The organism is Stagnihabitans sp. (assembly GCF_964946895.1).
This window is the reverse complement of sequence record NZ_CBBQHX010000009.1, coordinates 115,714-141,817: the sequence shown is the minus strand read 5'-3', so window position 1 is coordinate 141,817 and position 26,104 is coordinate 115,714. Positions and strand designations below refer to the sequence as shown.

General features: G+C 64.4%; 27 protein-coding genes. 11 read left to right on the top strand and 16 right to left on the bottom strand.

Annotation, left to right across the window (positions count from 1 at the left end; all coding sequences use genetic code 11):
- Positions 1 to 909, top strand: a 909-nt coding sequence (locus AC1Y2B_RS08430) for a glycerate kinase type-2 family protein (RefSeq protein ID WP_482252630.1), incomplete at its 5' end; no start/stop codon positions are given.
- 77 nt (positions 910 to 986) lie between these two features.
- Here the strand turns inward: AC1Y2B_RS08430 and AC1Y2B_RS08425 are convergent.
- The 4 genes from AC1Y2B_RS08425 to AC1Y2B_RS08410 are packed head-to-tail and all read right to left on the bottom strand — an operon-like array spanning position 987 to position 4,954.
- On the bottom strand, positions 987 to 1,904 hold the full coding sequence (locus AC1Y2B_RS08425; protein ID WP_482252629.1) for an FAD:protein FMN transferase: 918 nt from the start codon (positions 1,902 to 1,904) through the stop codon (positions 987 to 989).
- A complete protein-coding gene (locus AC1Y2B_RS08420; protein ID WP_482252628.1) occupies positions 1,904 to 4,093 on the bottom strand; it encodes a PepSY domain-containing protein in 2,190 nt (729 codons plus the stop codon). The genes AC1Y2B_RS08425 and AC1Y2B_RS08420 overlap by 1 nt, the downstream gene beginning before the upstream one ends.
- 25 nt (positions 4,094 to 4,118) lie before the next feature.
- Complete coding sequence (locus AC1Y2B_RS08415; RefSeq protein ID WP_482252627.1) at positions 4,119 to 4,583, bottom strand: DUF2271 domain-containing protein; 465 nt, start codon at positions 4,581 to 4,583, stop codon at positions 4,119 to 4,121.
- Positions 4,584 to 4,627: 44 nt separating this feature from the next.
- Positions 4,628 to 4,954, bottom strand: coding sequence for a PepSY domain-containing protein (locus AC1Y2B_RS08410; RefSeq protein WP_482252626.1), 327 nt, complete (start codon positions 4,952 to 4,954; stop codon positions 4,628 to 4,630).
- A 124-nt stretch (positions 4,955 to 5,078) separates the two neighbouring features.
- Between AC1Y2B_RS08410 and AC1Y2B_RS08405 the strand changes: the two genes are divergently transcribed.
- Together AC1Y2B_RS08405 and AC1Y2B_RS08400 are read left to right on the top strand one after the other, a co-directional pair.
- Positions 5,079 to 5,738 carry a response regulator gene (locus AC1Y2B_RS08405; protein WP_482252625.1) on the top strand — a complete coding sequence of 220 codons (660 nt, stop codon included), beginning with the start codon at positions 5,079 to 5,081 and terminating at the stop codon, positions 5,736 to 5,738.
- A complete protein-coding gene (locus tag AC1Y2B_RS08400; protein WP_482252624.1) occupies positions 5,735 to 7,048 on the top strand; it encodes an ATP-binding protein in 1,314 nt (437 codons plus the stop codon). The genes AC1Y2B_RS08405 and AC1Y2B_RS08400 overlap by 4 nt, the downstream gene beginning before the upstream one ends.
- A 34-nt stretch (positions 7,049 to 7,082) precedes the next feature.
- On the opposite strand, the gene AC1Y2B_RS08395 is transcribed toward AC1Y2B_RS08400, so the two are convergent.
- The 7 genes from AC1Y2B_RS08395 to AC1Y2B_RS08365 form a co-directional block, all read right to left on the bottom strand.
- Positions 7,083 to 8,693, bottom strand: a complete 1,611-nt coding sequence (locus AC1Y2B_RS08395) for an AMP-binding protein (RefSeq protein WP_482252623.1) — start codon at positions 8,691 to 8,693, stop codon at positions 7,083 to 7,085.
- A gap of 1 nt (position 8,694) precedes the next feature.
- Positions 8,695 to 9,105 (bottom strand): RidA family protein, encoded by a 411-nt coding sequence (locus tag AC1Y2B_RS08390; RefSeq protein ID WP_482252622.1) that lies wholly within the window; start codon positions 9,103 to 9,105, stop codon positions 8,695 to 8,697.
- Positions 9,102 to 10,238, bottom strand: a complete 1,137-nt coding sequence (locus tag AC1Y2B_RS08385; protein ID WP_482252621.1) for an acyl-CoA dehydrogenase family protein — start codon at positions 10,236 to 10,238, stop codon at positions 9,102 to 9,104. Before AC1Y2B_RS08385 ends, AC1Y2B_RS08390 begins: the two co-directional genes overlap by 4 nt.
- A gap of 67 nt (positions 10,239 to 10,305) precedes the next feature.
- Positions 10,306 to 11,115, bottom strand: coding sequence for an enoyl-CoA hydratase family protein (locus AC1Y2B_RS08380; protein WP_482252620.1), 810 nt, complete (start codon positions 11,113 to 11,115; stop codon positions 10,306 to 10,308).
- Positions 11,112 to 11,546 (bottom strand): MarR family winged helix-turn-helix transcriptional regulator, encoded by a 435-nt coding sequence (locus tag AC1Y2B_RS08375; RefSeq protein WP_482252619.1) that lies wholly within the window; start codon positions 11,544 to 11,546, stop codon positions 11,112 to 11,114. The genes AC1Y2B_RS08380 and AC1Y2B_RS08375 overlap by 4 nt, the downstream gene beginning before the upstream one ends.
- Positions 11,543 to 12,277 carry an SDR family NAD(P)-dependent oxidoreductase gene (locus AC1Y2B_RS08370; RefSeq protein ID WP_482252618.1) on the bottom strand — a complete coding sequence of 245 codons (735 nt, stop codon included), beginning with the start codon at positions 12,275 to 12,277 and terminating at the stop codon, positions 11,543 to 11,545. Before AC1Y2B_RS08370 ends, AC1Y2B_RS08375 begins: the two co-directional genes overlap by 4 nt.
- Entirely contained in the window at positions 12,274 to 14,556 is a 2,283-nt protein-coding gene (locus AC1Y2B_RS08365) for a bifunctional salicylyl-CoA 5-hydroxylase/oxidoreductase (protein WP_482252617.1), read from the bottom strand. The genes AC1Y2B_RS08370 and AC1Y2B_RS08365 overlap by 4 nt, the downstream gene beginning before the upstream one ends.
- A gap of 109 nt (positions 14,557 to 14,665) precedes the next feature.
- On the opposite strand from AC1Y2B_RS08365, the gene AC1Y2B_RS08360 reads away from it, so the two are divergent.
- Positions 14,666 to 15,415: an enoyl-CoA hydratase-related protein gene (locus AC1Y2B_RS08360; protein ID WP_482252616.1), complete on the top strand. Its 750-nt coding sequence runs from the start codon at positions 14,666 to 14,668 to the stop codon at positions 15,413 to 15,415.
- Position 15,416: 1 nt separating this feature from the next.
- Positions 15,417 to 16,529, top strand: coding sequence for a 3-hydroxyacyl-CoA dehydrogenase (locus AC1Y2B_RS08355; RefSeq protein WP_482252615.1), 1,113 nt, complete (start codon positions 15,417 to 15,419; stop codon positions 16,527 to 16,529).
- On the opposite strand, the gene AC1Y2B_RS08350 is transcribed toward AC1Y2B_RS08355, so the two are convergent.
- The 3 genes from AC1Y2B_RS08350 to AC1Y2B_RS08340 all read right to left on the bottom strand — a co-directional run bounded on the left by AC1Y2B_RS08350 (position 16,521) and on the right by AC1Y2B_RS08340 (position 20,540).
- On the bottom strand, positions 16,521 to 17,774 hold the full coding sequence (locus tag AC1Y2B_RS08350) for a DNA polymerase IV (protein WP_482252614.1): 1,254 nt from the start codon (positions 17,772 to 17,774) through the stop codon (positions 16,521 to 16,523). The two genes, AC1Y2B_RS08355 and AC1Y2B_RS08350, sit on opposite strands and share 9 nt — an antisense overlap.
- A gap of 222 nt (positions 17,775 to 17,996) precedes the next feature.
- Positions 17,997 to 19,622 (bottom strand): hypothetical protein, encoded by a 1,626-nt coding sequence (locus AC1Y2B_RS08345; protein WP_482252613.1) that lies wholly within the window; start codon positions 19,620 to 19,622, stop codon positions 17,997 to 17,999.
- A 75-nt stretch (positions 19,623 to 19,697) separates the two neighbouring features.
- Complete coding sequence (locus AC1Y2B_RS08340) at positions 19,698 to 20,540, bottom strand: ParB/RepB/Spo0J family partition protein (protein WP_482252612.1); 843 nt, start codon at positions 20,538 to 20,540, stop codon at positions 19,698 to 19,700.
- A 114-nt stretch (positions 20,541 to 20,654) separates the two neighbouring features.
- Here AC1Y2B_RS08340 and AC1Y2B_RS08335 point away from each other — a divergent pair, with 114 nt between their 5' ends.
- The 4 genes from AC1Y2B_RS08335 to AC1Y2B_RS08320 are packed head-to-tail and all read left to right on the top strand — an operon-like array spanning position 20,655 to position 22,904.
- Positions 20,655 to 21,527, top strand: a complete 873-nt coding sequence (locus tag AC1Y2B_RS08335) for an SPFH domain-containing protein (protein WP_482252611.1) — start codon at positions 20,655 to 20,657, stop codon at positions 21,525 to 21,527.
- Entirely contained in the window at positions 21,528 to 21,803 is a 276-nt protein-coding gene (locus AC1Y2B_RS08330) for an NfeD family protein (RefSeq protein WP_482252610.1), read from the top strand.
- A gap of 53 nt (positions 21,804 to 21,856) precedes the next feature.
- Positions 21,857 to 22,486: a glutathione S-transferase family protein gene (locus tag AC1Y2B_RS08325; RefSeq protein ID WP_482252609.1), complete on the top strand. Its 630-nt coding sequence runs from the start codon at positions 21,857 to 21,859 to the stop codon at positions 22,484 to 22,486.
- Positions 22,479 to 22,904 carry an NUDIX hydrolase gene (locus AC1Y2B_RS08320; protein WP_482252608.1) on the top strand — a complete coding sequence of 142 codons (426 nt, stop codon included), beginning with the start codon at positions 22,479 to 22,481 and terminating at the stop codon, positions 22,902 to 22,904. The genes AC1Y2B_RS08325 and AC1Y2B_RS08320 overlap by 8 nt, the downstream gene beginning before the upstream one ends.
- Here the strand turns inward: AC1Y2B_RS08320 and AC1Y2B_RS08315 are convergent.
- A complete protein-coding gene (locus tag AC1Y2B_RS08315; RefSeq protein WP_482252607.1) occupies positions 22,828 to 23,616 on the bottom strand; it encodes a hypothetical protein in 789 nt (262 codons plus the stop codon). The two genes, AC1Y2B_RS08320 and AC1Y2B_RS08315, sit on opposite strands and share 77 nt — an antisense overlap.
- A gap of 68 nt (positions 23,617 to 23,684) precedes the next feature.
- Positions 23,685 to 24,392 (bottom strand): orotidine-5'-phosphate decarboxylase, encoded by a 708-nt coding sequence (gene pyrF, locus AC1Y2B_RS08310; RefSeq protein WP_482252606.1) that lies wholly within the window; start codon positions 24,390 to 24,392, stop codon positions 23,685 to 23,687.
- An 82-nt stretch (positions 24,393 to 24,474) separates the two neighbouring features.
- Between pyrF and AC1Y2B_RS08305 the strand changes: the two genes are divergently transcribed.
- Both AC1Y2B_RS08305 and AC1Y2B_RS08300 read left to right on the top strand, forming a co-directional pair.
- On the top strand, positions 24,475 to 25,332 hold the full coding sequence (locus tag AC1Y2B_RS08305) for an ROK family protein (RefSeq protein ID WP_482252605.1): 858 nt from the start codon (positions 24,475 to 24,477) through the stop codon (positions 25,330 to 25,332).
- A 7-nt stretch (positions 25,333 to 25,339) separates the two neighbouring features.
- Positions 25,340 to 26,032: a copper homeostasis protein CutC gene (locus tag AC1Y2B_RS08300; RefSeq protein ID WP_482252604.1), complete on the top strand. Its 693-nt coding sequence runs from the start codon at positions 25,340 to 25,342 to the stop codon at positions 26,030 to 26,032.
- Positions 26,033 to 26,104 lie beyond the last annotated feature (72 nt).

Sequence of the window (26,104 nt, the reverse complement as noted above, 5' to 3'; positions counted from 1 at the left end):
CTGGCGCTGATTTCGGGCGGGGCCTCGGCTTTGCTGGTGGCGCCTGTGGCGGGGGTGACGCTGGCCGAGAAGCAGGCGGTGAATGCGGCTTTGCTGGCCTGCGGGGCGCCGATTTCGCAGATGAACACGGTGCGCAAGCATTTGTCCCGCGTGAAGGGTGGGCAATTGGCGGCGGCGGCTTATCCGGCGCGGATGCTGGCGCTGATGATCTCTGACGTGCCGGGGGATGACATGGCGTTCATCGGGTCGGGGCCGACAGTGGGGGACGAGACGACACCGGCGCAGGCTTTGGAGATTCTGGCGCGCTGGGGGGCGGAGGTTCCGGCCTCGGCCCTGCATGCTTTGCAAGGTGCGTCTGGCGTGGTGCGTCCCGCCGATCCAAGACTGTCCCGGACGGAAAGCCGCATTTATGCGGCCCCCGCCCAGTCGCTGGCTGCCGCGCAAGCGGTGGCCGAAGCGGCTGGGATTTCCGTGCGGCTGCTGGGGGACGCGCTGGAGGGGGAAGCGCGGGAGGTGGCGGGTCAGATGGCCAAGCTGGCGCTGTCGGCGCGGCGGGAGGCTCCGGTGCTGCTGGTGTCGGGGGGGGAGTTGACGGTGACCCGGCGCGGCGATGGCGTGGGCGGGCCGAATGCGGAGTTTTGTCTGGCTTTGGCTTTGGCGCTGCAGGGCGCGCACGGCATTCATGCGATTGCCTGCGACACCGATGGGGTGGATGGCGCCGCAGAGGTGGCGGGGGCGGTGATTGGGCCGGATACCTTGGCCAAGGCGCGGGCGGCTGGGGTTGACCCCGCTGTGGCGCTGGCGCGGAATGATGCGCATGGGTTCTTTGGTGCCATAGGCGATCAGGTGGTGACCGGGCCGACGCTGACCAATGTGAATGATTTCAGGGCGATTTTGGTGCTTCCGTAGGGCGCGATTTTTCGTACGAAAAATCGGTGTGGGCGCTGGGTTTTCGATTTTTCGTACGAAAAATCAGGTGGGAAACATCAGGCGGGGGCGAAGCCGGTAAGGGTTTCGGTGACCTCTTCGGCGGCTTGGGTCAGGAAGATGGCCTGCAGGCCCTGGGCGCGGGCGAAGTCGGGGCCGGCCTTGTCGCCAAGGACCATGAGGACGGTGGCCCAGGCGTCGGCCTCCATGCAGGTGTCGTGCAGGACGCTGACCGAGACCAACGGGTTCACGGCGGGGCCTCCGGTGCGGGGGTTCATCGTGTGGGAGACGCGGAGTTTGCCCAAGGTGACGAAGTGGCGGTAGCTGCCGGAGGTGGCAATGGCGCGGTCGGTCAGTTCAATCATCGCGCGGCCGCTGCGGCGGGTGGGGTCGGGCTGTTCCAGCGCCACGGCCCAGGGCTGGCCATCAGGGCGCAGGCCACGGGCCACAAGCTCGCCGTCCAGACCGCACAGGAAATGCGCGGCGCCGTGGTTGACCAGCACCTGTGCCAGAATGTCAACGCCGTAGCCTTTGGCGATGCCCGACAGGTCCAGCGTCAGGGGGGCCAGCTTGCGGGCCCGGTTTCCGTCAAGGTCAAGCGCGTCGAAGCTGCGCAGGGGTTTGCCGAGGTGGGCGGTGATCGCCTTGGCGTCGGTCTGGCCCTGCGCGGGGCCGAAGCCCCAGGCCTGCACCAGGGCGCCAACGCCGATGTCAAAGAGCCCGTCGGAGGCGCGGCCGATCTGCAGGGCCTTGGTCAACACGGCGGTCAGGTGGGGCGGCAGGGTCACCCAGTCGCCCACCGGGGCGGCGTTGAGGCGCGCCAGGTCAGAGGTGGTGCGCCAGTTGGAGGTGGCTTGTTCCACCGCCTCGATCGCTGCGGCGCAGGCCTCGGACAGGGTGGCGGCGAGGGCTGCGTCGCAGTCCAGGCGGGCGGTCCAGCGGCTGCCCATGGCGGGGCCGGACAGGGTGCGCAGCATCAGTAGACATCCTCAAGATAGCGGCCCTCGGCGCGCAGAGTCGCGACGGACAGGCCCAGGGGCAGAAGGGCGGTTTCCACCTCGGCCGCGACGGAGCGGGCCATCGAGATGGAGCCGCAGACCAGCACCTGACCGCCGCGCTTGATCTGGCTGCGCAGATGGACGGCATCGACCCGCAGGCGGTCTTGAACATAGGCGCGGTCTTGCACCCGGCTGAAGGCGGTGACGAGGCGCGACAGGCGGCCTTGCTTCAACCCCTCGGCCAGTTCTTCGCGGTAGAGGTAGTCAGAGCCGGGATCGCGGGCGCCGAAGTAGACTTCCGCCCCGCGCCCGGGCTTCAGGCCGCGCAGGAAGCCGATCATCGGGCCGACGCCGGTGCCGGCGGCGATCATGATCACCGGGCCCTTGGCTTGGGGGCGGAAGGCGGGGTTCTGGCGGACGAAGGCGTCGATCCGGGTGCCCAGCTCCATCTCGTTCAGCCAGCCCGAGCAGAGGCCGCCGGGCATCTTGCGCACGGCGATTTCGACGAAGCCGTCGCGGCGCGAGGAGGCGAGGGAATAAAGGCGGGGCAGGTCGCTGCCGGGCGGCAAGATGCCCAAAAGGTCGCCGGCTTCGAAGTGCGGGCTGCCGGACAGGAGGCCGCGCCAGCCTGCGGGGCGCAGGGGCTTGAAGCGCAGCACGGCGACCGGGGCCTGGACCTGGGCGCCGTAATCCTGACGCGAGACCAGTTCCAGCGTGGTGGTCTTGGGCCGGTTGGCGTGGTGTTCGGGGTCCAGCTTCAGCGAGAGCAGGGCGCCAAGGTCTTGCACCCATTTGTCGAAATCGGCGTTGGATTGACGGTCGACGCGCGAGAAGGGCAGGAAGGCCTGCCAACCGGCGTTCTCCAGCACCTCGGCCACCTTTTCGGCGTAGCCGCAGTAGGACGGGAACATGCGGTCGCCAAAGGCAAGGATGGCGACGGGCAGTTGGTGTTTGGACTGTGCCACCTTGTCGAGGAAGCGTGTGGCGCTGGAGGGCGCCTCGCCGTCGCCATAGGTGGCGGTCATCAGGATGATGCCCCCGGCCTGAGGATAATCGGTCAGGTCATTCATCGCGGCGACGTGGATGTGCAAGCCGTGCTTGTGCAGCGCATCGGAGAGGGAGGAGGCAAAGCCCCAGGTCGAGCCGCCCTCGGAACCCACAAGGATCACCAGATCGGCCACCGAGGCGCGGGCATTGTGGCGCAGGCGGGGTTTGGCGCGTTGGCGGGCGAACCAGATGGCGGTGCCGGTGGCGGACAGGACCGGGACCATCAGGGCCGAGAGGCCGAGGATCAGGCCGACCATCCACAGGCCCTGACCGGTGTGGAGTTTGTAGATGAATTCCCACACCTGGCGGGCGGTGCCATAGGGCATCCAGTTCAGCAGCTTGCCCGAGACCTGATCGACATAGCCTTCGCCCGCGCCGGTCGAGATCAGGAAGGCGTCGGTCGGATCGCCCTTGGCCGGGAAGGTCAGGTCCCGCAGGTCGGACAGGGGCACGGCTTGCAGGGCGCCGAGCTGGTTCACCGGCAGGGCGGTGCCGGTGGCGACGCTGTCGGGGAAACTCGCCTCGGCCGAAGTGCCGTCGTTCAGGATGCCGAAGGTGGACAGCGACATGTAACTGCCGGTCAGGGCCGAGACGAAAAGGCCCGCCACCGCCAGCCGGGCCAGCCGGGCGTGCCAGCCACGGGCGCCGGGGGCACGGACCGGCTTGCCGATGCGCCTCCAGCCGCCCAGAGAGACGGCCAGCAGGAAGAGCCCGGTGAGCGTCATCAGTGCCATCACCCCGGCGCTGACCCCGGCGATGCCATGGCCAGTCTGGTCAAGGAAGAACGAGCGGTGCAGTTCCTTGAGCCAGTCAAAGAAGCCGCCGACCGAGGCAGCCCCGGTGGGCTTGCCGGTGGCGGGATCGATCGTCAGCGTCTGGAAGCCCAGCTTGGCCTTGACCGAGCCTATGATCACGCCGTTGGGACTGCGGTGCAGCTTGGACAGGCCGGGGTTCGCGGCGGCGGCCTTGGCTGCGACATCGGCCACGGTCAGGCTGGCCACGCTGGGCGCCTGCATCCGGTCCAGCATCGGGGCCAGCGACAGGAGTGCGCCAGAGGAGGCCAGAACCAGAAGCACCAGTCCGAAAATCAGGCCTGGCAGGGAATGCAGACGCCGCAGCATGGAGTGGTCCTAACGTGTGGGGTCTTCAGAGGCCGTATTGGAAGTTCGCGATGAAGCCGTTGCCGGCAATCGGCTGGCCCGCGCCGGCCGAGGTCAGCGGCACCTGAATTTCATCGGGGCTTTCGCCGATGCCCTCTGCCGCCGCGTCGATGTGGAGCACATAGCCCGCGTCGATCATCGAGGCGGCGATGTCGGTGGTGACATGCAGGGTGCGGCCCGAGCCCACGCTGGCGCCGGTGACGCCATCCGCCCCTTGGCCGCCCGTGGCCGCGTACCAGGTCCGCAGGTGGCGCCAGTAGCGGGTGCGATCGCCGGCCACCCAGATCGTCTTGGCGAGGTTGCCGGATTTGTCGGTCAGGTACATGGCCAGAAATGTGTTCGGGCCGCTGTATTGCGCAATGGTCGTGCTGATCTTGACCGGGTTCGCCTCGGCGGCGACCGGGATCAGGGCGGCGAGCGACAGGGCAAGGGCGGTGGACGTACGGTACATGGTAACTCCGGTTTCTGAAGGTCTTGCGAGGGTCTGGGGCAGGCCTAGTTCGAGGTGCCCGATTTTGGCGCATCTTTGTCGCCATCGTCTTCGTGGGTTTCATCCGAGCGCCCCAGCAGCTTCAACGTCTGAGGGTCGAACACCCCTTCAACGGGCTTGCCGTCCTTATCCGTCGCCTTGACGTGATAGCAGCCATCGTCGGCGCGCATCTTTTCGACCGTCCAGCCCAGCTTGACCGCTTCGGCCCGCAGATCGGCGACGGGCTTCCAGTCATCCATCGGGGTCGTGCATTGAATCTCGGCCCGGGCCGGTTCAAGGGCGACCGTGGCGATGGCGGCGCAGGTCAGGGTGGCAAGGATGATTCGGCGCATGGTTGGGGTTCCTGTTTGCAAGGCTTCACCAGCACTTTGAACCTGACAGGGACCTGAACGCCACCTTGCCCTGCCGTTCAGCTTGGTGTCAGCTAAATCGCGTCATAGGGGGCATGGAGGACGCATGCGTATTCTGCTGATCGAAGATGACCCCGGGCTTGGAAGTGCGGTGCGCGACCAGATTGCCGCCGAAGGCCATGTGCCGGATCTGGCGCCGACGCTGGCCTATGCCCGCGATCTGGTGGCCACGATGGCTTATGACCTGATTCTGCTGGATCTTGGCCTGCCCGATGGGCGCGGCCTTGATTTCCTGAAGGCGCTGCGGGCCAAGGGGTCTGTCACGCCGGTGATGATCCTGACCGCGCATGACCGGATTACCGAGCGGATCGAAGGGCTGAATGCCGGGGCGGATGACTATATCGTCAAGCCCTTCGACCTTGCCGAACTGACCGCCCGGATCAATGCCGTGGCCCGCCGCTATTCCGGCAACCCCAACCCGCTGATCACCTTGGGGGGCTTGGAGATTGATCTGGCCGCGCATGCGATTCACGGGCCGGATGGCCCGATTGATCTGTCGCAACGCGAATGGATCATCTTTGAGGCACTATTGCAGCGTCCGGGGCAGATCGTCTCGAAAAGTCAGATCGAGGATCAGCTGTATTCCTTTGATGCCGAGGTCGAAAGCAACACGATCGAGGTTTATGTCAGCCGCTTGCGCAAGAAATTGGGGAAAGACGTGGTCTATACGATCCGAGGCCTGGGTTACCGGTTGGGCACGCCATGAAAGTGATGAGATCCCTGCGCGGCCAGCTGGCCGTGGGTGTTTCGGCCATTCTGGTCATCTTGTGGCTGGGGGCGGTTGTCGGCTCGTCTTACGTTGTGCGGCGCGAGATTGACGAAAGCTTTGACGGCGCGTTGCAGGAAACCGGCGAACGGATCCTGCCGCTGGCGGTGGTCGAGCTGATCGCCTCGGATGGCGGGACGACGGCGCAGCGCATCCTGCCGATTGCCCAGCATGACGAGCAGATCACCTATGTGATCCGCGACGCTGACGGCAAGATCCTGATGTATTCGCATGACGCCGATCCGAAGGTGTTCGAGACGGTCAAGGGGCAGGGCTTCTTCACCACCGAAAGCCACCGGGTCTTCACACGGTCGGCGGTGTCAGGCCAGTATACCATTCAGGTGGCGGAGCCCCTGACCCACCGTCAGCAGGCGCTGCGCGAGACGATCCTTGCGATGCTGGTGCCCTTGGGGGTGCTGCTGCCGCTGTCGCTGATGGGCGTGGCGCTTTGGGTGCGGCGGGGGCTAAGGCCGTTGTCGCATCTGTCGGTGGCCATCCGGCTGAAGGGGGCGGATGATCTGACGCCGTTGGACCTGTCGGGCCTGCGCACCGAGTTGATCCCGATCCAGCAGGCCGCCAACCGCCTGATGGCCCGGCTGAAGCGTGCCTTGCAGGCGGAACGGTCCTTTGCCGCCAATGCCGCGCATGAGTTGCGCACGCCGATTGCGGCGACCCTGGCCCAGACCCAGCGGCTGGTGGCGGAAAGCCCGGAGGGGCCGTTGCGTCAGCGGGCGGCGCAGGTTGAGGCGGAGCTGAAGCGGTTGGCCCGGCTGGCGGAAAAGCTGATGCAGCTGGCGCGGGCCGAAGGCGGGGCGATGATTGCCGCGGAACAAGCCGATCTGGTGCCGATCCTGGCGGTGGTGCTGAATGACTTTGCCCGCAGTCATCCGGGCCGGATCGTGGCCGATGTGCCCAAGACGCCGGTTCTGTCCCGGCTGGACCCGGACGCTTTTGCGGTGCTGGCCCGCAACCTGATCGAGAACGCGCTGGTGCATGGCACGCAGACGACAGTGTCGGTGGTGCTGTCGCCGGGCGGAGTGTTCTCGGTCACCAACGACTGCCCGGCGATTCCGTCTGAGATCCTGTCGACCCTGACGATGCGGTTCGAACGGGCGGGGGCGCGCAGCAGCGGGTCCGGCCTTGGGCTGGCCATTGCGGCGGGCATCGCGCGCGGCTTGGGCAAGGACCTGACGCTGCTGTCGCCGGTGACCAGGGACCGCGGCTTTCAGGTGGCGCTGCCGTTGGTGTGACGGGCCGTGAAGTTGCCGAGAAAAATCGGGCGTGTCAGCTTTTCAGGCGGAAGCGCTGGATCTTGCCGGTCTGCGTCTTGGGCAGCGCGTCGGTGAAGACCACGCGGCGGGGGTATTTGTAGGGCGCGATCACCCGTTTGACGTGGTCCTGCAGGATGCGGATCAGCAGGTCAGAGGGTTCGTGGCCTGCCGCCAGCACCACATGCGCCTCGACGATATGGCCGCGTTCTTCATCGGGGGCGCTGACCACGGCGCATTCCAGCACAGCGGGATGCGACAGCAGGGCCGCCTCGACCTCGGGCCCGGCGATGTTGTAGCCGGCGGAGATGATCATGTCGTCCGACCGCGCGGCGAAGTGGAAGCGGCCCTCTTCGTCCTGCCAGAAGCTGTCGCCGGTGAGGTTCCAGCCTTGGCGGACATATTTGTGCTGGCGGTCATCGGCCATGTAGCGGCAGCCGGTCGGGCCGCGCACGGCCAGACGCCCAACCTCGCCCCGCGGCAGTTCGGCCATGTCTTCGCCGACGATCTTCGCCTCGTACCCGCCGACCGGGCGTCCGGTGCAGCCGGGGCGGTGATCCTCGAACCGGTTGGTGATGAAGATGTGCAGCATTTCCGTGGCGCCGATGCCGTCGAGCATGGGTTTGCCGGTGCGCTCCATCCATTCCTGATACACCGGGGCGGGCAGGGTTTCGCCGGCGCTGACCGCCGCACGCAGGCTGGACAGGTCGGCGCCTTCCTGCATGGCTTTCAGCATGGCGCGGTAGGCGGTGGGGGCGGTGAAGCAGACGGTGGCTTTGTGTTCCTGAATGAGGGAGATCATGTTGGCCGGGCTGGCCTGTTCCAGCAGCGCCGCCGCAGCCCCAAAGCGCAGCGGGAAGATCGCCAGCCCCCCCAGGCCGAAGGTGAACGCGAGGGGCGGGGAGCCTACGAAAATATCCTCGGGCGTGACCTTCAGCACTTCCTTGGCATAGCCATCGGCGATGATCAGCAGGTCGCGGTGGAAGTGCATCGTGGCTTTCGGCTCTCCGGTGGTGCCAGAGGTGAAGCCCAGTAGCGCCACATCATCGCGGCCGGTCTGCACGGCGGCAAAGCGCACGGGTTTGGACAGGGCCATCCGGTCCAGTTCTGCATCATGGTTGGCGGTGCCGTCAAACCCCACCACCGTGCGCAGATGGGCCGAGCCCTTGGCGCAGATCACCAACTCCTCCATCAGGCGGGTGTCGCAGAGCGCGTGAGAGATTTCGGCCTTGTCGACGATGGCGGTCAGCTCGCCCGCGCGCAGCATGGGCATGGTATTGACCACCACCGCCCCGGCCTTGGTCGCGGCAAGCCAGCAGGCCACCATGGCGGGGTTGTTGGCGGACCGGATCAGCACCCGGTTGCCGGGCTTGACGCCGTAAACCTCGACCAGCGCATGGGCGATGCGGTTGGACCAGTCTGCCAGTTCCTTGTAGGTGCGCTGTCGTCCGTTGCCGATCAGTGCCACATGGTCGCCAAAGCCGCGTTCCACCATGCGGTCACACAGCTCTACCCCGGCGTTGAGGTGGTCTGGATAGTGGAAGACCGAGGCAATTTCCGGCCAGTCCTGCGGGGCGGGCAGGCGGTCGCGGGTGAAGGTGTCGGTATGGCCTGACGGTCCGAGCATCTTACGCCTCCTCTGGCAATACGGCCGTTGCTTCGATTTCCACCTTGGCGCGGTCTTCCACCAAGGCCACCACCTGCACCAGCGCCATGGCCGGGAAGTGCTTGCCGATCGTGGCGCGATAGGCGCGGCCGATGTCCTTCAGGCTGGACAGGTATTCGCGCTTGTCGGTGACATACCATGTCAGCCTGACGAGGTGTTCGGGCTTGGCGCCACCCACCGCCAGAACCTCGACGATTGAGCGCAGGGCCTGTTCGACCTGTCCCGCGAAATCGTCGGTTTCAAACTCCTGTTGGGCGTTCCAGCCGATGATGCCGCCGGTGAAGATCATGCGACCCTTGGCAGAGACGCCGCTGGAATAGCCGGGCGTGGCTTTCCAATGCGCGGGATGCAGGAAGTCGTGGGGGGAAGTCATGTCGCCTCCTTCGGCAGGATCGAACGGGCAATCACCACGCGTTGCACGTCGCTGGCCCCTTCATAGATACGCAAGGCACGGATTTCGCGGTAGAGGCGTTCGACCACCGAACCGTGCCGGACGCCCTCGCCGCCATGCAGTTGCACGGCCATGTCGATGACACGCTGCGCGGCTTCGGTGGCGTAAAGCTTGGCCATGGCGGCTTCGCGGGTGACACGGGGCGCGCCTTGGTCCTTGGTCCATGCGGCGCGGTAGATCAGAAGGGCCGCGGCATCGACCTCCAGCGCCATGTCGGCCAGATGGCCCTGCACCAGTTGCAGGTCTGACAGCGGCTGGCCCTGAATGCGGCGGGTGGTGGTGCGGGACAGGCTTTCGTCCAGTGCCCGGCGGGCAAAGCCCAAGGCGGCGGCACCCACGGTGGAGCGGAAGACGTCCAGCACCGCCATGGCCAGCTTGAAGCCCTCGCCCGGTTTGCCGATCAGGGCGCTGTCGGGCAGTTCCACGTCTGTCAGTTTCAGGCGGGCGAGGGGATGCGGGGCAATGACCTCCAGCCGCTCCTCGATGGTCAGGCCCGGCACGTCGGCGGGCATCAGGAAGGCCGACAGGCCGCGCGCGCCGGGGGCTTCGCCGGTGCGGGCGAATATCACGTAGATATCCGCGATGCCGCCATTCGAAATCCAGGTCTTTTCGCCCGAAAGCCGCCAGCCGCCCTGCACCTTTTCCGCGGTGGTGGCAGTGGCCGCGACGTCCGACCCTGAACCGGGTTCGGTCAGCGCGAAGGCCGAGATGGCTTGACCGGCGCGGGTCTTGTCCAGCCATTGCTTCTGCTCTGCCGTGCCGAACAGGGACACCGCGCCCATGCCCAGCCCCTGCATGGCGAAGGCGAAATCGGCCAGACCGTCATGGCGGGCCAAGGTCTCGCGGATCAGGCACAGGGTGCGCACATCCAGACTGCCGCCGGAATGCTGCAGCCAACCGCCGGCGCCCAACATCGCCACCAGCTTGCGGCAGGCGGCGTCCACGTCGCCGTGATCCACCGGCAGGTTCGCTGCGCACCACGCCTCCAGCGCCACTGCCAGGTCTCGGTGACGCTGCTCAAGGAACGGCCAGTCGAGGAAACTCTTATCGCTCATCCGCCTTCGTGCCTTTCATATTTGCCCAAATATCCTCCGGGGGTCCGGGGGTGGAAAACCCCCGGCGTCAGTCACCTGCGAAAACGGGGCGTTGCTTGGCGACGAAGGCGTTGTAGGCGCGTTCGAAGTCCTTGGACTGCATGCAGATCGCCTGCGCTTGGGCTTCGGCCTCGATCGCCTGCTCCAGCCCCATATTCCATTCGTGGTTCAGTTGGGTCTTGGTGATGCCATGCGCAAAGGTGGGGCCAGAGGCGAGGCGCATCGCCAAGGCCTGCGCCTCGGCCTCCAGCGCGTCCGCCGGGTGCAGGGCGTTCCAGAAGCCCCAACGCTCGCCTTCCGCCGCGTTCATCGTACGACCGGTGTAAAGCAGTTCCGCCGCCCGGCCCTGCCCGATGATGCGGGGCAGCATCGCGCAGGCGCCCATGTCGCAGCCTGCCAGACCGACGCGGGTGAACAGGAAGGCGCATTTCGCTTCGGGTGTCGCCAGACGCAGGTCTGACGCCATGGCAATGATGGCGCCCGCCCCCACCGCCACCCCATCGACGGCAGAGATGATCGGCTTGCCGCAATTGATCATCGCCTTGACCAGATCGCCGGTCATGCGGGTGAAGGCCAGAAGGTCTTTCATCGGCAACCCGATCAGTGGCCCGATGATCTCGTGCACATCGCCGCCCGAGCAGAAGTTCCCGCCGTTGGAGGCGAAGATCACCACATCCACGTCCGTGGCATAGACAAGGTTGCGGAAGGTGTCGCGCAACTCGGCGTAGCTGTCGAAGGTAAGGGGGTTCTTCCGCTCTGGCCGGTTCAGGCGCAGGGTGGCGATGCGGTTGGAAACCTCCCACAGGAAGTGCTGCGGTTTCAGGTCGGCCAGGTTCATTTCGCCCCCATGCGTTTGAGAATATCGGTCAGCTGGTCCAGATCAGCCTCTGACAGACCGCCAAAGACGCGGCTGACTTCGGCTTCATGCTGGGCCGCAAGTCCTTCGAATTGCTGAAGGCCTTCGGGCGTCAAGGCGACGAAGACCGTGCGGCGGTCGGTTTCCGAGGGTGTGCGGCGCACAAGCCCGTCCTTCTCCAGCCGGTCCACCACGGTGGTGGCGTTGCCGTTCGACACCAGGAGCATGCGCGACAGTTCCGACATGGTGACGCCGTCGCGCCGCCGGTACAGCGCCGCCATCACGTCAAACCGGGGCAGGGTGGTGTCGTGCTGGACGCGCAGAAACTCACGCAGTTCGGATTCCGCGGCGCGGGTTACGCCCAGAAGCCTGATCCACATCTTGAGGCGGCGTTTGGAGAGCTGGTCGTTCACACCTCACCCCCGGCGATGACGATGGCCTGGCCGTTCACGCCTTCGGACCCCGGGCCGCACAGGTAAAGCGCGGCGGCGGTGACTTCCGAGGGTTGGAACAGCCGACCTTGCGGGTTCAGGCCTTCCAGCGCCTTCCTGGCCTCTGCCAAAGAGCGCCCGGTCTTCTCGCTGATCACCTTGATGGAGTGGTCGGTCATTTCGGTGTCAAGAAAACCGGGGCAGATCGCGTTGACTGTCACCGGACCGCGCGCGACCTCCAAGGCCAAGGAGCGCACCATCCCCATCACGCCATGCTTGGCGGCGGCATAGGGGGCGACCTTGGCGTATCCTTTTACCCCTGCCGTCGAGCAGACAGCGACCAGGCGGCCCCAGCCCTGCATCTGCCGCAGGCCTTCGCGGAAGGTCAGGAAAACCCCGGTCAGGTTGACGGCCAGCATCGCATTCCACTGGTCGAGGCTGGTGCGATGGAAGGGCGCGGAATCGGCCTGGCCGGCGTTGGCGATGACCACATCCAAAGGCCCCGCCGTGGCGAAGAGGGCCTGCACCGAAGCCTCGTCAGTCACGTCACAGGCCAGTGCCCGGATCGCGGAATGCTGCGCAGCACTGCGCTGCAAAGCCTCCAGCCTGCGGCCACAGATCACCACTTGCGCCCCGGCCTTGGCGAAGCCAAGCGCGAGGTCGGCCCCCGCGCCCGATCCGCCGCCGGTCACCAGAACGCGTTTGCCAATCATGCCCGCAACACTTCCGTCGCCTTGGACAACAGTCGCACTGCCTGATCGCGTCCGGCCAGATAGGGCAGCGGCCATGCCGTCGGATCGCCGGCTTTCACCGCCTGATGCAGGGTCCAGTAGGGATCGGACAGGTGCGGACGCGCCAGGCAGACAAGGTCAGCGCGCCCGGCCAGCAGGATCTGGTTGACCTGCTCGGCTTCGGTGATGTTGCCGACGGCCATCGTGGCCAAGCCCGCCTCGTTGCGGATGCGGTCCGAGAACGGGGTCTGGAACATCCTGCCATAGATCGGCTTGGCCTCGGTCGAGGTCTGGCCGGCCGAGACGTCGATGATATCGGCGCCCGCTGCGGCGAACATCTGCGCGATTTCAACGGCTTCCGCTGGGGTAACGCCATCTGTGCCCACCCAGTCTGTAGCGGAAATCCGCACCGACATCGGCTTGGATCCGGGCCATTCGGCGCGCATGGCGGCGAAAACCTCCAGCGGGTAGCGCATGCGGTTTTCAAGGCTGCCGCCGTATGCGTCGGTGCGATGGTTCGAGGTCGGGCTGATGAAGCTGGAGATCAGGTAGCCGTGTGCCGCGTGCAGTTCGATCATGTCAAAGCCGCAGATCTTGGCCATCTCTGTCGCCTTGACGAACTGCAGCAGCACCTTGTCCATATCGTCGCGGTCCATTTCCTTTGGCACCTGATTGGCAGGGGTCCAGGGAAGGGCCGAGGCGCTCATCACCGGCCAGTTGCCGCGTGGCAGGGGGGCGTCGCCCTCCTCCCAGCCGACTTGGGTGGAGCCTTTGCGGCCCGAATGGCCGATCTGGCAGCAAATCTTGGCGTTGGTTTCGGCATGAACGAAATCGACAATGCGCTTCCATCCCGCCTCGTGCTTGGGGGTGTAAAGTCCCGGGCAGCCGGGGGTGATGCGGCCATTGGCGGAAACGCAGGTCATCTCGGTATAAACCAGCCCTGCGCCGCCCTTGGCACGTTCGGCATAGTGGGCGAAATGCCAGTCGCCGGGCACACCGTCGACCGCCTTGTACTGCGCCATCGGCGAGACGACGATGCGGTTCTGCAAGGACATGTCGCGCAAACGGAAGGGGGCGAACATCGGCAGGCGTCCGGGTTCGCCGCCGGCTTGTTCCTGAAACCAATCCTCGGCCTTGCGCAGCCAAGCCGGGTCGCGTTGGCGCAGGTTTTCGTGACTGATGCGCTGGCTGCGGGTCAGCAGGGAATAGGCGAACTGATAGGGCGGCATGTCGAGATACCGTTCGACCTCCTCGAACCACTCCAGCGAGTTGCGCGCCGCCGATTGCAGGCGCAGCACTTCCACCCGGCGTTCCGCCTGATACCGCTCGAAAGCCCGCTCAAGCGTGGGTTCGGAATGCAGATACTCTGCCAAAGCAATGGCGCTGTCGAAGGCCAGTCGCGAGCCGGAACCGATCGAGAAGTGCCCGGTCGCCGCCGCGTCGCCCATCAGCACGACATTCTCGTGATACCAGCGGTTGCAGATCACCCGAGGGAACTGCATCCAGACCGCAGAGCCGCGCAAATGCGCTGCGTTCGACATTAGTGAATGACCATTCAGGTGCTTGGCGAATATACGTTCACAAACGGAAATCGTCTCTTCCTTCGACATGGCCTGGAAGCCCCAGCGATCCCATGTCTCGGGCAGGCATTCCACGATGAAGGTCGCGGTGTCCTTGTCGAACTGGTAGACATGGGCCCAGACCCAGCCGTGTTCGGTCTTTTCGAAGATAAAGGTGAAAGCATCGTCGAATTTGGCATGGGTGCCCAGCCAGACGAACTTGCACTTGCGCGTATCGATGTCGGGCTGGAAGACATCCGCATATTCCCGCCGCACCAGCGAGTTGATGCCATCGGTCGCCACCACCAGGTCATAGTCCTTCCGATAGGCCTCGACTGTCTTGAACTCTGTCTCGAACAGCAGGTCGACGCCCAGTTCGCGCGCGCGGGCCTGCAACAGGATCAGCATGGCCTTCCGTCCGATCCCGGCAAAGCCATGCCCGCCCGAGACGGTGCGGTTGCCGTTGTGCACCACCGCGATGTCATCCCAATAGGCGAAGTTGCTGCGGATGGCGTCCGTGCTGACCGGGTCATTCTTTTGCATCCGCCCCAGCGCGTCATCCGACAGCACCACGCCCCAGCCGAAGGTATCATTGGCCTTGTTGCGCTCCATCACCGTTACCTGATGTGAGGGGTCGCGCAGCTTCATCGAGATTGCGAAATACAGACCGGCGGGGCCACCGCCCAGACACAGAACCTTCATGGCCATTCCTTTCAGGAAGACGTTTGCCCAAGGATGCACCTGCTGGAAATAATTTCAAGCTTAAAACTTTCCAGCTTGAAATTTTGTCGCAGGGGCGGATGATGGCGGCATGGATCTGATCATAGACATCATGCCGGGCTGGGCGAAGCTGACCCTCAACCGGCCAGAGGCGCGCAATGCGCTGAACACCGCCTTGCTGGCGCGGATTGCTGAGGCTTTGGCGGGGTTTTCGGCTGACCCCGCCATTCGCGCCGTGGTGCTGACCGGGGCGAATGGCAACTTTGCCGCCGGGGCTGACATTGGCGAGATTGAGCACAAGACCTCGGCCGAGGGTGCCGTCGACCCCCGCAAGGCGCATTGGGCAGCGATCCGCGCTTTCCCGAAGCCCCTGATTGCGGCGGTGGAGGGGTTTGCCTTGGGCGGCGGCTTTGAACTGGCGCTGATGGCGGATCTGCTGGTGCTGGGGGCTACGGCGAAGGTCGGCCTGCCGGAGACGAACCTTGGCCTGATCCCCGGCGCGGGTGGCGGGCAACGTCTGCTGGCGCTGGCCGGTCGCGCGCGCGCCACAAGGATGGTGCTGACCGGAGAGATCCTCGATGCCGACACTGCCTTTGCCTGGGGCATCGCGGCCTACCGGGCTGAGGTGCCTTTGGCGGAGGCGGAGGCTTTGGCGACCCGCTTGGCCCTGCGGGCGCCGCTGGCATTGATGGCGGCCAAGCGCGCTTTGGTGGCAAGTGAGGATGCGCTGGCGCTTGGGGCAGAGCGGGAGGGCTTTGAGGCGCTGCTGGATACCTCAGACAAGACCGAAGGCATCCGCGCCTTCCGCGAGAAGCGCAAACCTGACTTCCAGGGGGAATGAGATGGCAAAAGCGTTCATAATCGGTGTGGTTGGCCTTGGCACCATGGGCCTTGGCATCGCGCAGGTCTTTGCCGCTTCCGGCGTGCCGGTGCTGGCGACAGACGCTTACGCGCCTGCCCGCGCCAATGCCCATGCCCGGCTGCGCGCCGCCTTGGAGCCCCGGGTCGCCAAGGGCGCGCTGACCGCTGAAGCGATGGAGGCTTTGCTTGCCAATCTGGTGGTGGTCGACACGCCAGAGGCTCTGGCCCCGGCCACCCTCATCATTGAGGCGATCCTTGAAACGCTGCCGGCCAAGCAAAGCCTGTTCGCGGCGCTGGAGGCCGTGATTGCTCCGGATGCCGTGCTGGCCACCAACACGTCATCGCTTTCCGTCACGGCCATTGCCGGGGGATTGAAGCACCCCGAGCGGGTGCTGGGCCTGCATTTCTTCAACCCCGCCCCGGTGATGAAACTCGTTGAACTGATCGCCCATCCCGGCACCTCAGATGCGGCGATGACGCTAGCCCGTCACGTCACACAGGCCGCAGGCAAGACCGTGATCGCCTGTCCCGACCGCCCCGGCTTCATCGTGAACCGTTGCGCGCGTCCGTTCTACGGCGAGGCACTGGCGCTGCTGGAGGAGGGCCGCAGTGCATCAGACATCGACGCGGCCATGTTGGCGGCGGGGTACAAGATCGGCCCGCTGAGCCTGATCGACCTGATCGGCGCGGATATCAATCTGGCCGCCACGGAGAGCCTGCAGGCCGCCATGCATCACCCCCGCTACCACGTCTTTGAAACCCTGCAAGCGCAGGTTGCCACTGGCCATCTGGGTCGCAAATCCGGTCAGGGCTTCCTGTTTCCCGCTTCGCCGGGAGGGGCCCCCAAGGATGCCGCCGAAATCGCGCTGCGCATCGAAGCCGCCCTAGTGAATGAGGCGGCTTGGCTTTTGTCGGAAGGTGGCGTCACAGCTGACGGCATCGACAAGGCCCTGAAACTCGGCCTCAACTTCCCGCGTGGGCCGTTCGAGGCTGCGGCATTGCACGGACCTGACCGGGTGCGTGAGACGCTCGCAGGGTTAGAGGCTGCCGCCCCGCCTCACCTGAAAACCCGCTACCTGCCGCCCTTAGCGTAGGGCGCGGCCTTTGATGATCGCCTCGTGACCGAAGCGGGCGCGGATGGCGTCGGCGGCGCGTTCAGCCTTGGCGCGCTTGGAAGCGTCGGGGTCGAGGAGGTCTGGCGACAGGTCACCCTGATCCTCGGGCGCGAGGTCAGAGATGCCGACGCCGATCAGGCGGAACGGGCCCTTGGTGCCTGCGTGGTCGTAAAGGTCCTTGGCAGCGCGGTAGATGCGGTCGGTCAGTTGGGTGGGATCGGGCAGCGAGTGGCGGCGGGTAACAGTCTGGAAATCGCCGCGCTTCAGTTTCAGCGTGACGGTGCGACCTGACAGTTGCTTGGCTTTCGCCCGGTCGGCGACCTGTTCGGACAGGCGCCAGATATGGCCGTCCAGCAGGTCGGGGTCGGAGGTGTCCTCAAAGAAGGTGGTTTCCTTCGAGATCGACTTCAGCTTCTCATCCCGGTTGACGCGGCGGTGGTCCTCTCCCCTTGCGAGGTGATAGAGGCGGTCGCCCATCTGGCCGAAGCGGGCTTGCAGGTCGGAGTGGTCCCAGCGGAGCAGGTCGGCGATGGTGCGGATGCCGGCGGCCTCCAACGCGGCTTGGGTGGCGGTGCCGACGCCCCAGATGATGCGGGTGGGTTTGCTGCGCAGGAAGTCTTGGGTTTCCGCCTGTCCGACGATGGAGAAGCCCCGGGGTTTGTCGAGGTCGGAGGCGATCTTGGCAAGGAACTTGTTGTGGGACAGGCCGATGGAGCCGGTGACGCCGATTTGCGTTTCCATGTCGCGGGTCAACTTGGCCAGCATGACCGCCGGGGGGTGGCCGTGGAGGCGGGTGGTGCCGGTGAGGTCGAGGAACGCCTCGTCGAGGGAGAGGGGTTGGATGGCGGGGGTGAGTTGTTCCATCAGGGCGCGGATCTGGCGGGAGGTTTCCACGTAGACGGACATTCTGGGTTTGACGACCACGGCGTCGGGGCAGAGTTTCAGGGCCTGGAACATCGGCATGGCGGACCTCACGCCGTGGATGCGGGCGAGGTAGCAGCAGGTGGAGACGACGCCGCGGGTGCCGCCGCCGACGATGAGGGGGTGGTCGCGGTAGGATGGGTTGTCGCGCTTTTCGACGCTGGCATAGAAGGCGTCGCAGTCCATGTGGGCGATGGAGAGGGTTTCCAGTTCCGGGTGGGCAATCAGGCGGGGGCTGCGGCAGGCGGGGCAGCGCGGGCCGGTGGGGAAAAGGGTGAGGCAGTCGCGGCACAAGGTGGGCATGATGGGGGGGAGGGTAGCATGGGGCCGCGGGTGAGGGGAGGGGTCAGCGGAGTCTAGGGACTCCCTGCCGTGCAATCGGGACGATTGCACGCGTGCAATGTGGGGTAAGGTGTTGATATTGTTTGATTATGTGGTGTGGTGTTAAGGGTTTGTTAGGATTTGGGGGTGTGAAATGTGGTGTGGGATAGAGCGCGATGAATGCGCATCCTCCGGTCTCGACTTCTAAAAGTCCAAGTGCTTCCCACAATGCCCGATCACAATCTTCTTTTCATCGGGAAGCCACTCGAAATGGGCTCGAAGCGTATCGGAAAGACTATCCTTGACTCCAATCTTGAGGTGTCGCTGCATTTGCAAGGACTTTCCATTATAACCAAACGTTCTGCGCTTCAAACCGTCGGAGGAAATGCTGTCCGACTCTTTTGCGGAGTAGGCGTCTTTTCCAAAACAAGTCTTTGCTTGTTGGTCGCTATTGCCGGCAGAAAGTGAAGACCAGTAGTCTTCAACTAGTTTGTGCAAGAGATCCAGCGCCTTCTTCTGATATTTAAAGCCCCCTGCATCAGACCGCTTTGCGGAATCCAACGCAGAATCCAAAACCACTAAACGGTCCGGATACAAATCACGAATCAAGATCAAAGCGGTTGAGAGATTAAAGTCTCCACTAATGGCAGAAATGACCATCCTCCGCAAATCGCTTATTCCGGCAGTTTCTTGCGTGCCGCCCGAATTCGTGCCCTTTGGGATTGAAGCCAAACTGTACTTCAGGCTTTCCACTTCAGCTTGTGCCAATTCCAAAAGGTCGCTCGCAGCATCTGCACTTGATCTATAATCCTCAACCTCCAGTCGAAGCTGTTCAACCTCCTCAGTCATATTTTGCATCTGGTTGGCAGCGTCCTGCAATAAGTCCTCGTAGACAGAAATATCCACAGGACCCGCTGCTCGTGATGCAAAGTGCCTTAGATTGTTGCGTAATATCTCCTGTGCAACCATTTCTTTCGACTTGTGATTCCAAGAATGGGGCACATTCGTATAGTGAGTAATGGAGGATAGAATCTCTGACTCCACTGAGCCTCCATTTTCAAAGATGGCCTGTATATAGTCAGGCCGTAGCAAATAAGTGCGGCAGAACCGTAGGCCAGCGCTCTCTCGGGGAGGGAATATGATGTTGACCGCGCCTCCGAAACACGAGAACTTTCTTCCAAGAACTTCTTCGATCTTCCAGGTATCGGCGTTCGGGCCGATTTCAATTACTTTGGCTAATCCGACGGCAAGACCACGCAGACGCTCCGCGCCAACCGGAAAGATGCCGTTTCGATCACAGCTGACTTGAACAATTGGGAAAGTCCGATTGGGGTGATCAATTTCATATCGGAATGCGTCCGCATTGTTCTCGTCTAAGGAAATTAATTTTAGACCAGGCGTCTCGCTAATTGGAATAAATCGCTCAGTCAATCGTTGTACGATCGCGGGGCGAGTTACTTGGATTGGCGTGTTTACTCTGGCGCTTATTTCGTCTGTTCGCAGCACTACAGAGCAGAAAACAGGTGCGTCAGAGTTTGCCTGCTGAATTCCAACCTCTGCGGTCCATTTTCGACCCGGCACGTCCTCTTGACCATGAGTAAGCCGCGCACAGAAAAGATAGGGGAATGACTTTTCGTCGTTTGGTTCGATAGTTGCAAGGGAAGACACCGTAGCCCCATCAACAAGTCGAAGCTCCTTTACACCGCGCTCCAGACGGATTGGGTCGACGAAGCACTTGCGAGACTTTCCGATCCACTCGGCAATAGTCGCAATCACCCTCGAAACATCCGTGTCGCTTCCGAGTGAAAAACTGTTCGCATAGACAAGCATCGGGAAATCTCCATGAAAATGGTGAGACAACAGCTAGCTATGTGCTCTCGGAATTTCCAGAACAATCGCCGCCCCTCACACCGGCGAATACATCCTCTCGATCTGGTCCAGCACGGAATCGATCACCATGCCGTGGGCTTCCTCGCCGGTGAAGGTGAGGCGGTAGCCGTTGGGGAGGCGCTCCCTCCGGATGATCAGGTTGGCGCGGGGGTAGAGGAGGCGGCGGGGGCGGCCGGGGGCTTGGGGGGTTTGCGGCTCGGTCAGGGAAAGCTCGGCCTCGGTCAGGATGTTTTGCATCAGGTCCCATTGGACGGCGGCGGATTTGTCGGGGCTTTGCAGGAAGGCGGTGGTGATCAGGGGGGTGAAGCCGGCGCGGATGGCGCCGGAGATGCGCAGGAGTTGGCGGAGGGAATAGGAGGGGCCGTCGTTGAGGTGGCCGCCCAGCGCCTCGACCACGGAGACCACGGAGCGCAGGCGGGAGCGGTTGGTGGGGGTGATGTGCGGGTAGAGGGTTTGCAGGGCGGCGTCGGGGGTGGCGAAGTAGTCGAGGCGGACGGATTCGAGGATGAGGGTGGCTTTCTCCCACGGGGTGACGTCGGTGCGGACCTCGTTCTCGGTGACCATGGCGGCCATGGCGGCGGGGATGGAGGCGGGGGTGCGGATGAAGGCGGGGATGGTGGTGTAGTCGCCGTTGGCGCGGAGGGCGGCGAGGGTGCGGTAGACGGAGAGGCGGCGGTAGCCGGAGATGAGGCCGTAGGGGAGGTCGCCTTCGAGGGGAAAGACCTCGATCGGTTGGCGGAGGCCGTCGAAGAGGATGGAGCGGTTGAGGGTGGCCATGGCCTCTTCGTCGACGTGGAAGCGGTCGCGGGGGAGGGCTTCGGCGTCGATGGAAGCGATGGGGAGGTCGGTGATTTGCATGGGAGGCTCCTTTGGGGGAAGCATACGATGGGTTTGGGGGGTGTTGCCTGAGGGAGGGTGTTGCGTGCGGGGCGTTAAGGGGGCAGCATGGGGGCAGATTTCAGGGAGGTTTTGATGAACGGTCTGACGGGCGGAAGTATCGTGTTCCTGGCGCTGGCGGCGCTGATCATCATTGCCGTCTTCAAGGCCATCCGGATCGTGCCGCAGAGCATGAAGTATGTGGTGGAGCGGTTTGGCCGGCTGCATGCGGTGCTGGGGCCGGGGATCAACTTCACGGTGCCGTTTCTGGACCGGGTGGCGCATAAGGTCTCGGTCTTGGAGCGGCAGCTTCCGTTGGCGCATCAGGATGCGATCACGACGGACAACGTGCTGCTGAAGGTGGAGACCTCGGTGTTTTATCGGATCACGGAGCCGGAGAAGACGGTGTACCGGATCAAGGACGTCGATGCGGCGATTGCGACGACGGTGGCGGGGATTGTCCGCAGCGAGATCGGCAAGATGGAGCTGGATCATGTGCAGTCGAACCGGAATGAGCTGACCTCCAGCATCCGGGAGCATGTGCGGGCGATGGTGGATGACTGGGGGATCGAGGTCACCCGGACCGAGATTCTGGACGTGGCTTTGGATGATGCGACGCGGCACGCCATGATGCAGCAGCTGAACGCCGAACGGGCGCGGCGGGCGCAGGTGATGGAGGCGGAGGGGGCAAAACGCTCGGTCGAACTGGCGGCGGATGCGAATTTGTATGCGGCGGAGCAAGGCGCCAAGGCGCGTCGGGTGCTGGCTGATGCCGAGGCTTATGCGACGCAGGTGATTGCGGTGGCGATCAAGGAGAATGGCATCGAGGCTGCGCAGTATCAGGTGGCGCTGAAGCAGGTCGAGGCGTTGACGGCGGTGGGCAAGGGCGAGGGCAAGCAACTGGTCATCGTGCCGGCGGCGGCTTTGGATGCCTTTGCCAATGCCTTCGGGATGTTGAAGGGGCGGTAGATGGAGATCTGGACGATCTGGTGGGTCTGGGTGGTGGCCGGCATCATTCTTGGCGTGTTGGAGATCATCATTCCGGGCTTTGTGTTTCTGGGCTTTGCCGTTGGCGCGGGGCTGACGGGGGTGCTGGTGGCTTTGGGTCTGGCGCCCGGCAATGTGGCGCTGCTGGCGCTGGTCTTTGCCGTGCTGTCGCTGGTGGCCTGGGTGATCCTGCGGCGGGCGGTGGGGGTGACCAAGACGCAGGTCAAGGTCTGGAAGGACGACATCAACGAGAACTGACTTAACCCTGTGTTCACCTTGCCGGCCTAGGTTTGGCCGAAAAGGAGAGTCTGATGATCCAGCTTTACGAAAACCCCGGTTGGGGGTCCGCCATTGTGGAGTTGCAACTGGCCTTCTATGGCCTGCCCCATGACCTGATTGCCGCCGGCAATGTGCATCAGGATCCGAAGGCGCGGGCGGCCCTGGGCAAGGTCAACCCGCTGATCCAGGTGCCGACAATGGTGCTGGAGAATGGCGAGGTGATGACGGAAAGCGCTGCCATCTCGCTCCTGCTGGCCGATCTGGCGAAAAGCGATGCGCTGGTGCCGAAGGCGCGGGCGAAGGACCGGGCGGCGTTCTTTCGCTGGCTGATCTTTCTGGTGGCCTCGATCTATCCCAGTTTCGTCTATTCCGACGCGCCGGAGCGGTTCGTGAAAGGCAATGGCGGCGAGAGTTACCAGTTGAATGTGATCGAGCATCGCAAGACGCTGTGGAAAGTGATGGAGGCTGAAGCCTTGCGGCGCGGCGGGCCGTTCTTTCTGGGCAAGCGGATGACGGCGATTGATTTCTTCTTGGCCTGCATGGTGCATTGGCGCCCCCGGGAAGAGTGGTTCAAGGCTGAAACACCCAGCCTGTGGCGGGCGGCAGAGGCGGTCTGGGCTTTGCCGAAGGTGGCGCAGGCCTATCAGCGCAACTTTGACTGACTTCATCGGGGCAAAGCTGGCATTGGTGGCGGGGGGAAGCATACTTACCTATCTGCGCGATGATTTTGCCCATATTCCGTGGCCCGCCCGGTGGGATTTGCCCGGTGGCGGGCGGGAGGGCGCAGAGAGCCCCGAGGCTTGCGTGTTGCGCGAATTGCAGGAGGAGTTTGGGCTGGCCCTGCCGGCGGAGCGGCTGATCTGGGGGCGGAAATTGCCGGCGTTGCTGGATGCGGCCAAGGCGTCATGGTTCTTTGCCGGGGTTCTGCAGGCGCAAGACATTGCGGCGATCCGCTTTGGCGAGGAGGGGCAGCATTGGCGGATGATGCCGGTGGACGCGTTCCTCAATCATCCCCGGGGCGTCCCCGGTTTGCAGGCGCGGACACGGCTGGCGCTGCAGGACCTTGGCTGGTTGGCCTAGGTCTTGGATGCCTTGCGATGATCCGCAGGACAGATTTCAGGGCGTCGCCCTTGACCAGCCAAGCGAAGGCGAAGGCCCAGATGGCCAGGCTTTCCAGCCAGAAGACCACTCCGGGCCAGCCCAGTATGCCGTCGAGCGCGGGCAGCCAGAGGGAAATCATCTTGCGGGCGGTCAGCAGGACCAGACAGCCGATGATCACCCACCCGCAGATCGTCAGAACCGGGTATTTCACGACGTTCTTGGGGTCTTTGGGATTTCCCCTTTGGAAATTCACCAGCGCGAAGACAGCTGTCGCGCCGAAGAACAGCGCCGCCGAGAACAGGTGCAACCCGTCGATGACCGCAATGGGCACGTGGTGGCGGGTCAGCAGGCAGCTGAAGAAGCTGCAGGCCGTGCTGCCCGGCGCCGAGATCGGGATGGCCGCCACGCCCAAGGCACCGGAGCCCGCCACCGCGGCCACGCGGCGGTCAGTGAGCCAGGCCCGGTCGGAGGCTTTGCTGTGATAGCCCTGATAGCTGAACAGGAAGGCCGACATCGAGACCAGCGTGCCCTCCAGAATATCCCGGGCCGGGGTGTAGAAATACTCGGAGATCGAAGGTTGCAGGCCGGTGTCGGTCAGCCAGGCCGCCAGCAGCAGGGCCGGGGGCAGCGCCAGACCCAGCCAGCCCAAAAGCAGGCGCAGGGTGATGTAGGTCAAGATCGCGGGTTGCATGTCCAGGCTCCGGAGTGCCGATCCATGCGGCAATCTAACCTGAAGCGGCGGCGCTGCCAAAAGGCTTTTCAGCGTTTGGGCAGGTCGGACACAATGGCGCGGGCGGCGGCGGCAGGATTGGCGGCTTGCCAGATCGGGCGGCCGACAACGATATGGTCGGCGCCGTCGGTGATCGCCTGATGCGGGGTGGCGATGCGCTTCTGGTCACCCGAGGCGGCCCCAGCCGGGCGGACGCCGGGCGTGACGATCAGCTTGCCCTTGGCCTGCGGCAGGGCACGGATCAGCGCCGCCTCTTGCGGTGACGCGATGACCCCATCGGCCCCCGCTTCCAGCGCGCGGGCGGCGCGTTCAAGGGTGATCTCGTGGATATCGCCCGCCTTGATCAGGTTGGCGTCCAGATCGGCGCGGTCGAGCGAGGTCAGGATGGTGACGGCGAGGATCTTCAGGCCGGTGCCCGATTTGCCCTCGGCAGCCGCGCGCACCACTTGCGGGTCGCCGTGGACGGTCAGGAAATCAAGATCGTATTGCGCAAGACCCCGCACGGCAGCCTCAATCGTGGCGCCGATGTCGAACAGCTTCATGTCAAGAAAGATGCGCTTGCCGCGTTCCTGCTTCAGTTCGTTGGCCAGCGCCAGCCCACCACCGGTCAGCATGCCAAGGCCGATCTTGTAGAAGCTGACAGAGTCCCCCAGGCGGTCGGCAAGGGCAAGGCCCTGAACGATGTTGGGGACATCCAGAGCAAGGATCAGGCGGTCGTCGAACTGTATGTCAGTCATCGGGGGCCTCCACGGTTGCGGTCTGTTGCAAGGCGCGCGCGGCGCTGTCAAGACTTCGCAGCGCAATAGAGTGGGGACGGGAATGATCCTGGCGTTTGACATCGGCGGATCGCGGATCAAGGCGGCGCGCGGGGGCTATATGCTGGGCGAGGTGGCGACCCCGTTGCACGACGCACAGGCCTTTGTGGCGGCATTGCATGGGTTCCTGCGGGGGGATGAGGTCGGGGTGGCGATCTCGATCGCCGGGGTGGTCGACCCCGACACCGGGCGGATCACGGTGGCCAATATCCCCTGCATCAACGGGCGGGCTTTGGCGGCCGAGTTACAGGCGGCTTTGGGTCTGGCGGTGCTGGTGCTCAATGATGCCGATTGCTTTGCCTTGGCAGAGATGGCGGTCGGGACCGCCCGTGGGCATCGCAATGTTTTCGCGCTGATCCTCGGCTCTGGCGTGGGGGGCGGCTTGGTGATTGACGGCCGCGTTGTGCAGGGCGCAGGCGGCTACGCGGGCGAATGGGGTCATGGCCCGGTGATCCGCGATCCGGTCTTTGCCTGCGGATGCGGGCAGATTGGCTGTCTGGATACCGTGGGCTCTGCCCGTGGCATCGAGCGGTTGCACCAGCATCTGACCGGAGAGGTGATCGGCTCGGTCGAAGTGATCAGGCGCTGGCGGGCGGGAGAGGCCTCGCCTGCGGTGAACCTGTGGCTGGATCTGGTGAGCGGTCAGCTGGCGATGGTGCTGAACGTGGTAGGGGCCTCGGTCGTGCCGGTCGGTGGCGGGCTGGCCAATGACCGAGCGCTGATCGCGGCGCTGGATCGGGCGGTCCGGGCGCGAATCTTGCGGCGAGTCGATCATCCCCTGGTGGTGGTGGCCGATGCGGGGGCCGATGCCGGGCTGATCGGGGCTGCGGCCGCAGGGGAGGCGGAATTTGGTCAGGCTTGAGGTTTGCGTGGATGATGCCCCGGGGCTGGCCGAAGCTGTGGCAGGGGGGGCCGACCGGGTGGAGTTGTGCGCGGCGCTGGCGCTGGGAGGGCTCACTCCCTCGGTTGGCCTGATGGAACGCGCCGCGCGTACACAGGTTCCCTGCTATCCGATCATTCGCCCCCGGTCGGGCGATTTCATCTTCAGCGCCGCCGAAGTTGCGGTGATGCAAGCCGATATCCGCGCCGCCCGCACCCTGGGCCTGCCGGGCGTTGTGCTGGGCGCCAGCTTGGCCAATGGATGTCTGGATGCTGCAATTCTCGCTGACCTGATCGCCGAGGCGCAGGGCCTTGACCTTACCCTTCATCGGGCCATCGACCTCTGTCCTGATGTGGAGGAGGCGGTTGAAACCGCCATCGCGCTTGGCTTCAAGCGCATCCTCTCCTCCGGTGGCGCCAGGACCGCCGCCGAGGGCGTTGATCGCCTTGCCCTGATGATGAAAGCCGCCCAAGGTCGCCTCATCATCATGCCCGGCTCCGGCGTCAGCCTTGAGACGCTGCCAACCCTCGCCCGCTTGCCGCTTGCCGAGGTGCATGCCAGTTGCGCCTCTGCCCTGCCCGCTGGCGGCGCCCCCCTTGCGTTCGGCTTCCAGTCCCTTGGCGACAAACGCACCGATCGCTTCACGGTGGCCGCCCTGAAAGCCGCCCTCACGGCTCTCTGACCTTTTGCATTTGCTCCTTTGGAAATACTCCGGAGGGGCACGGGGAGGCTGGCCTCCCCGCCCTTCAACGGG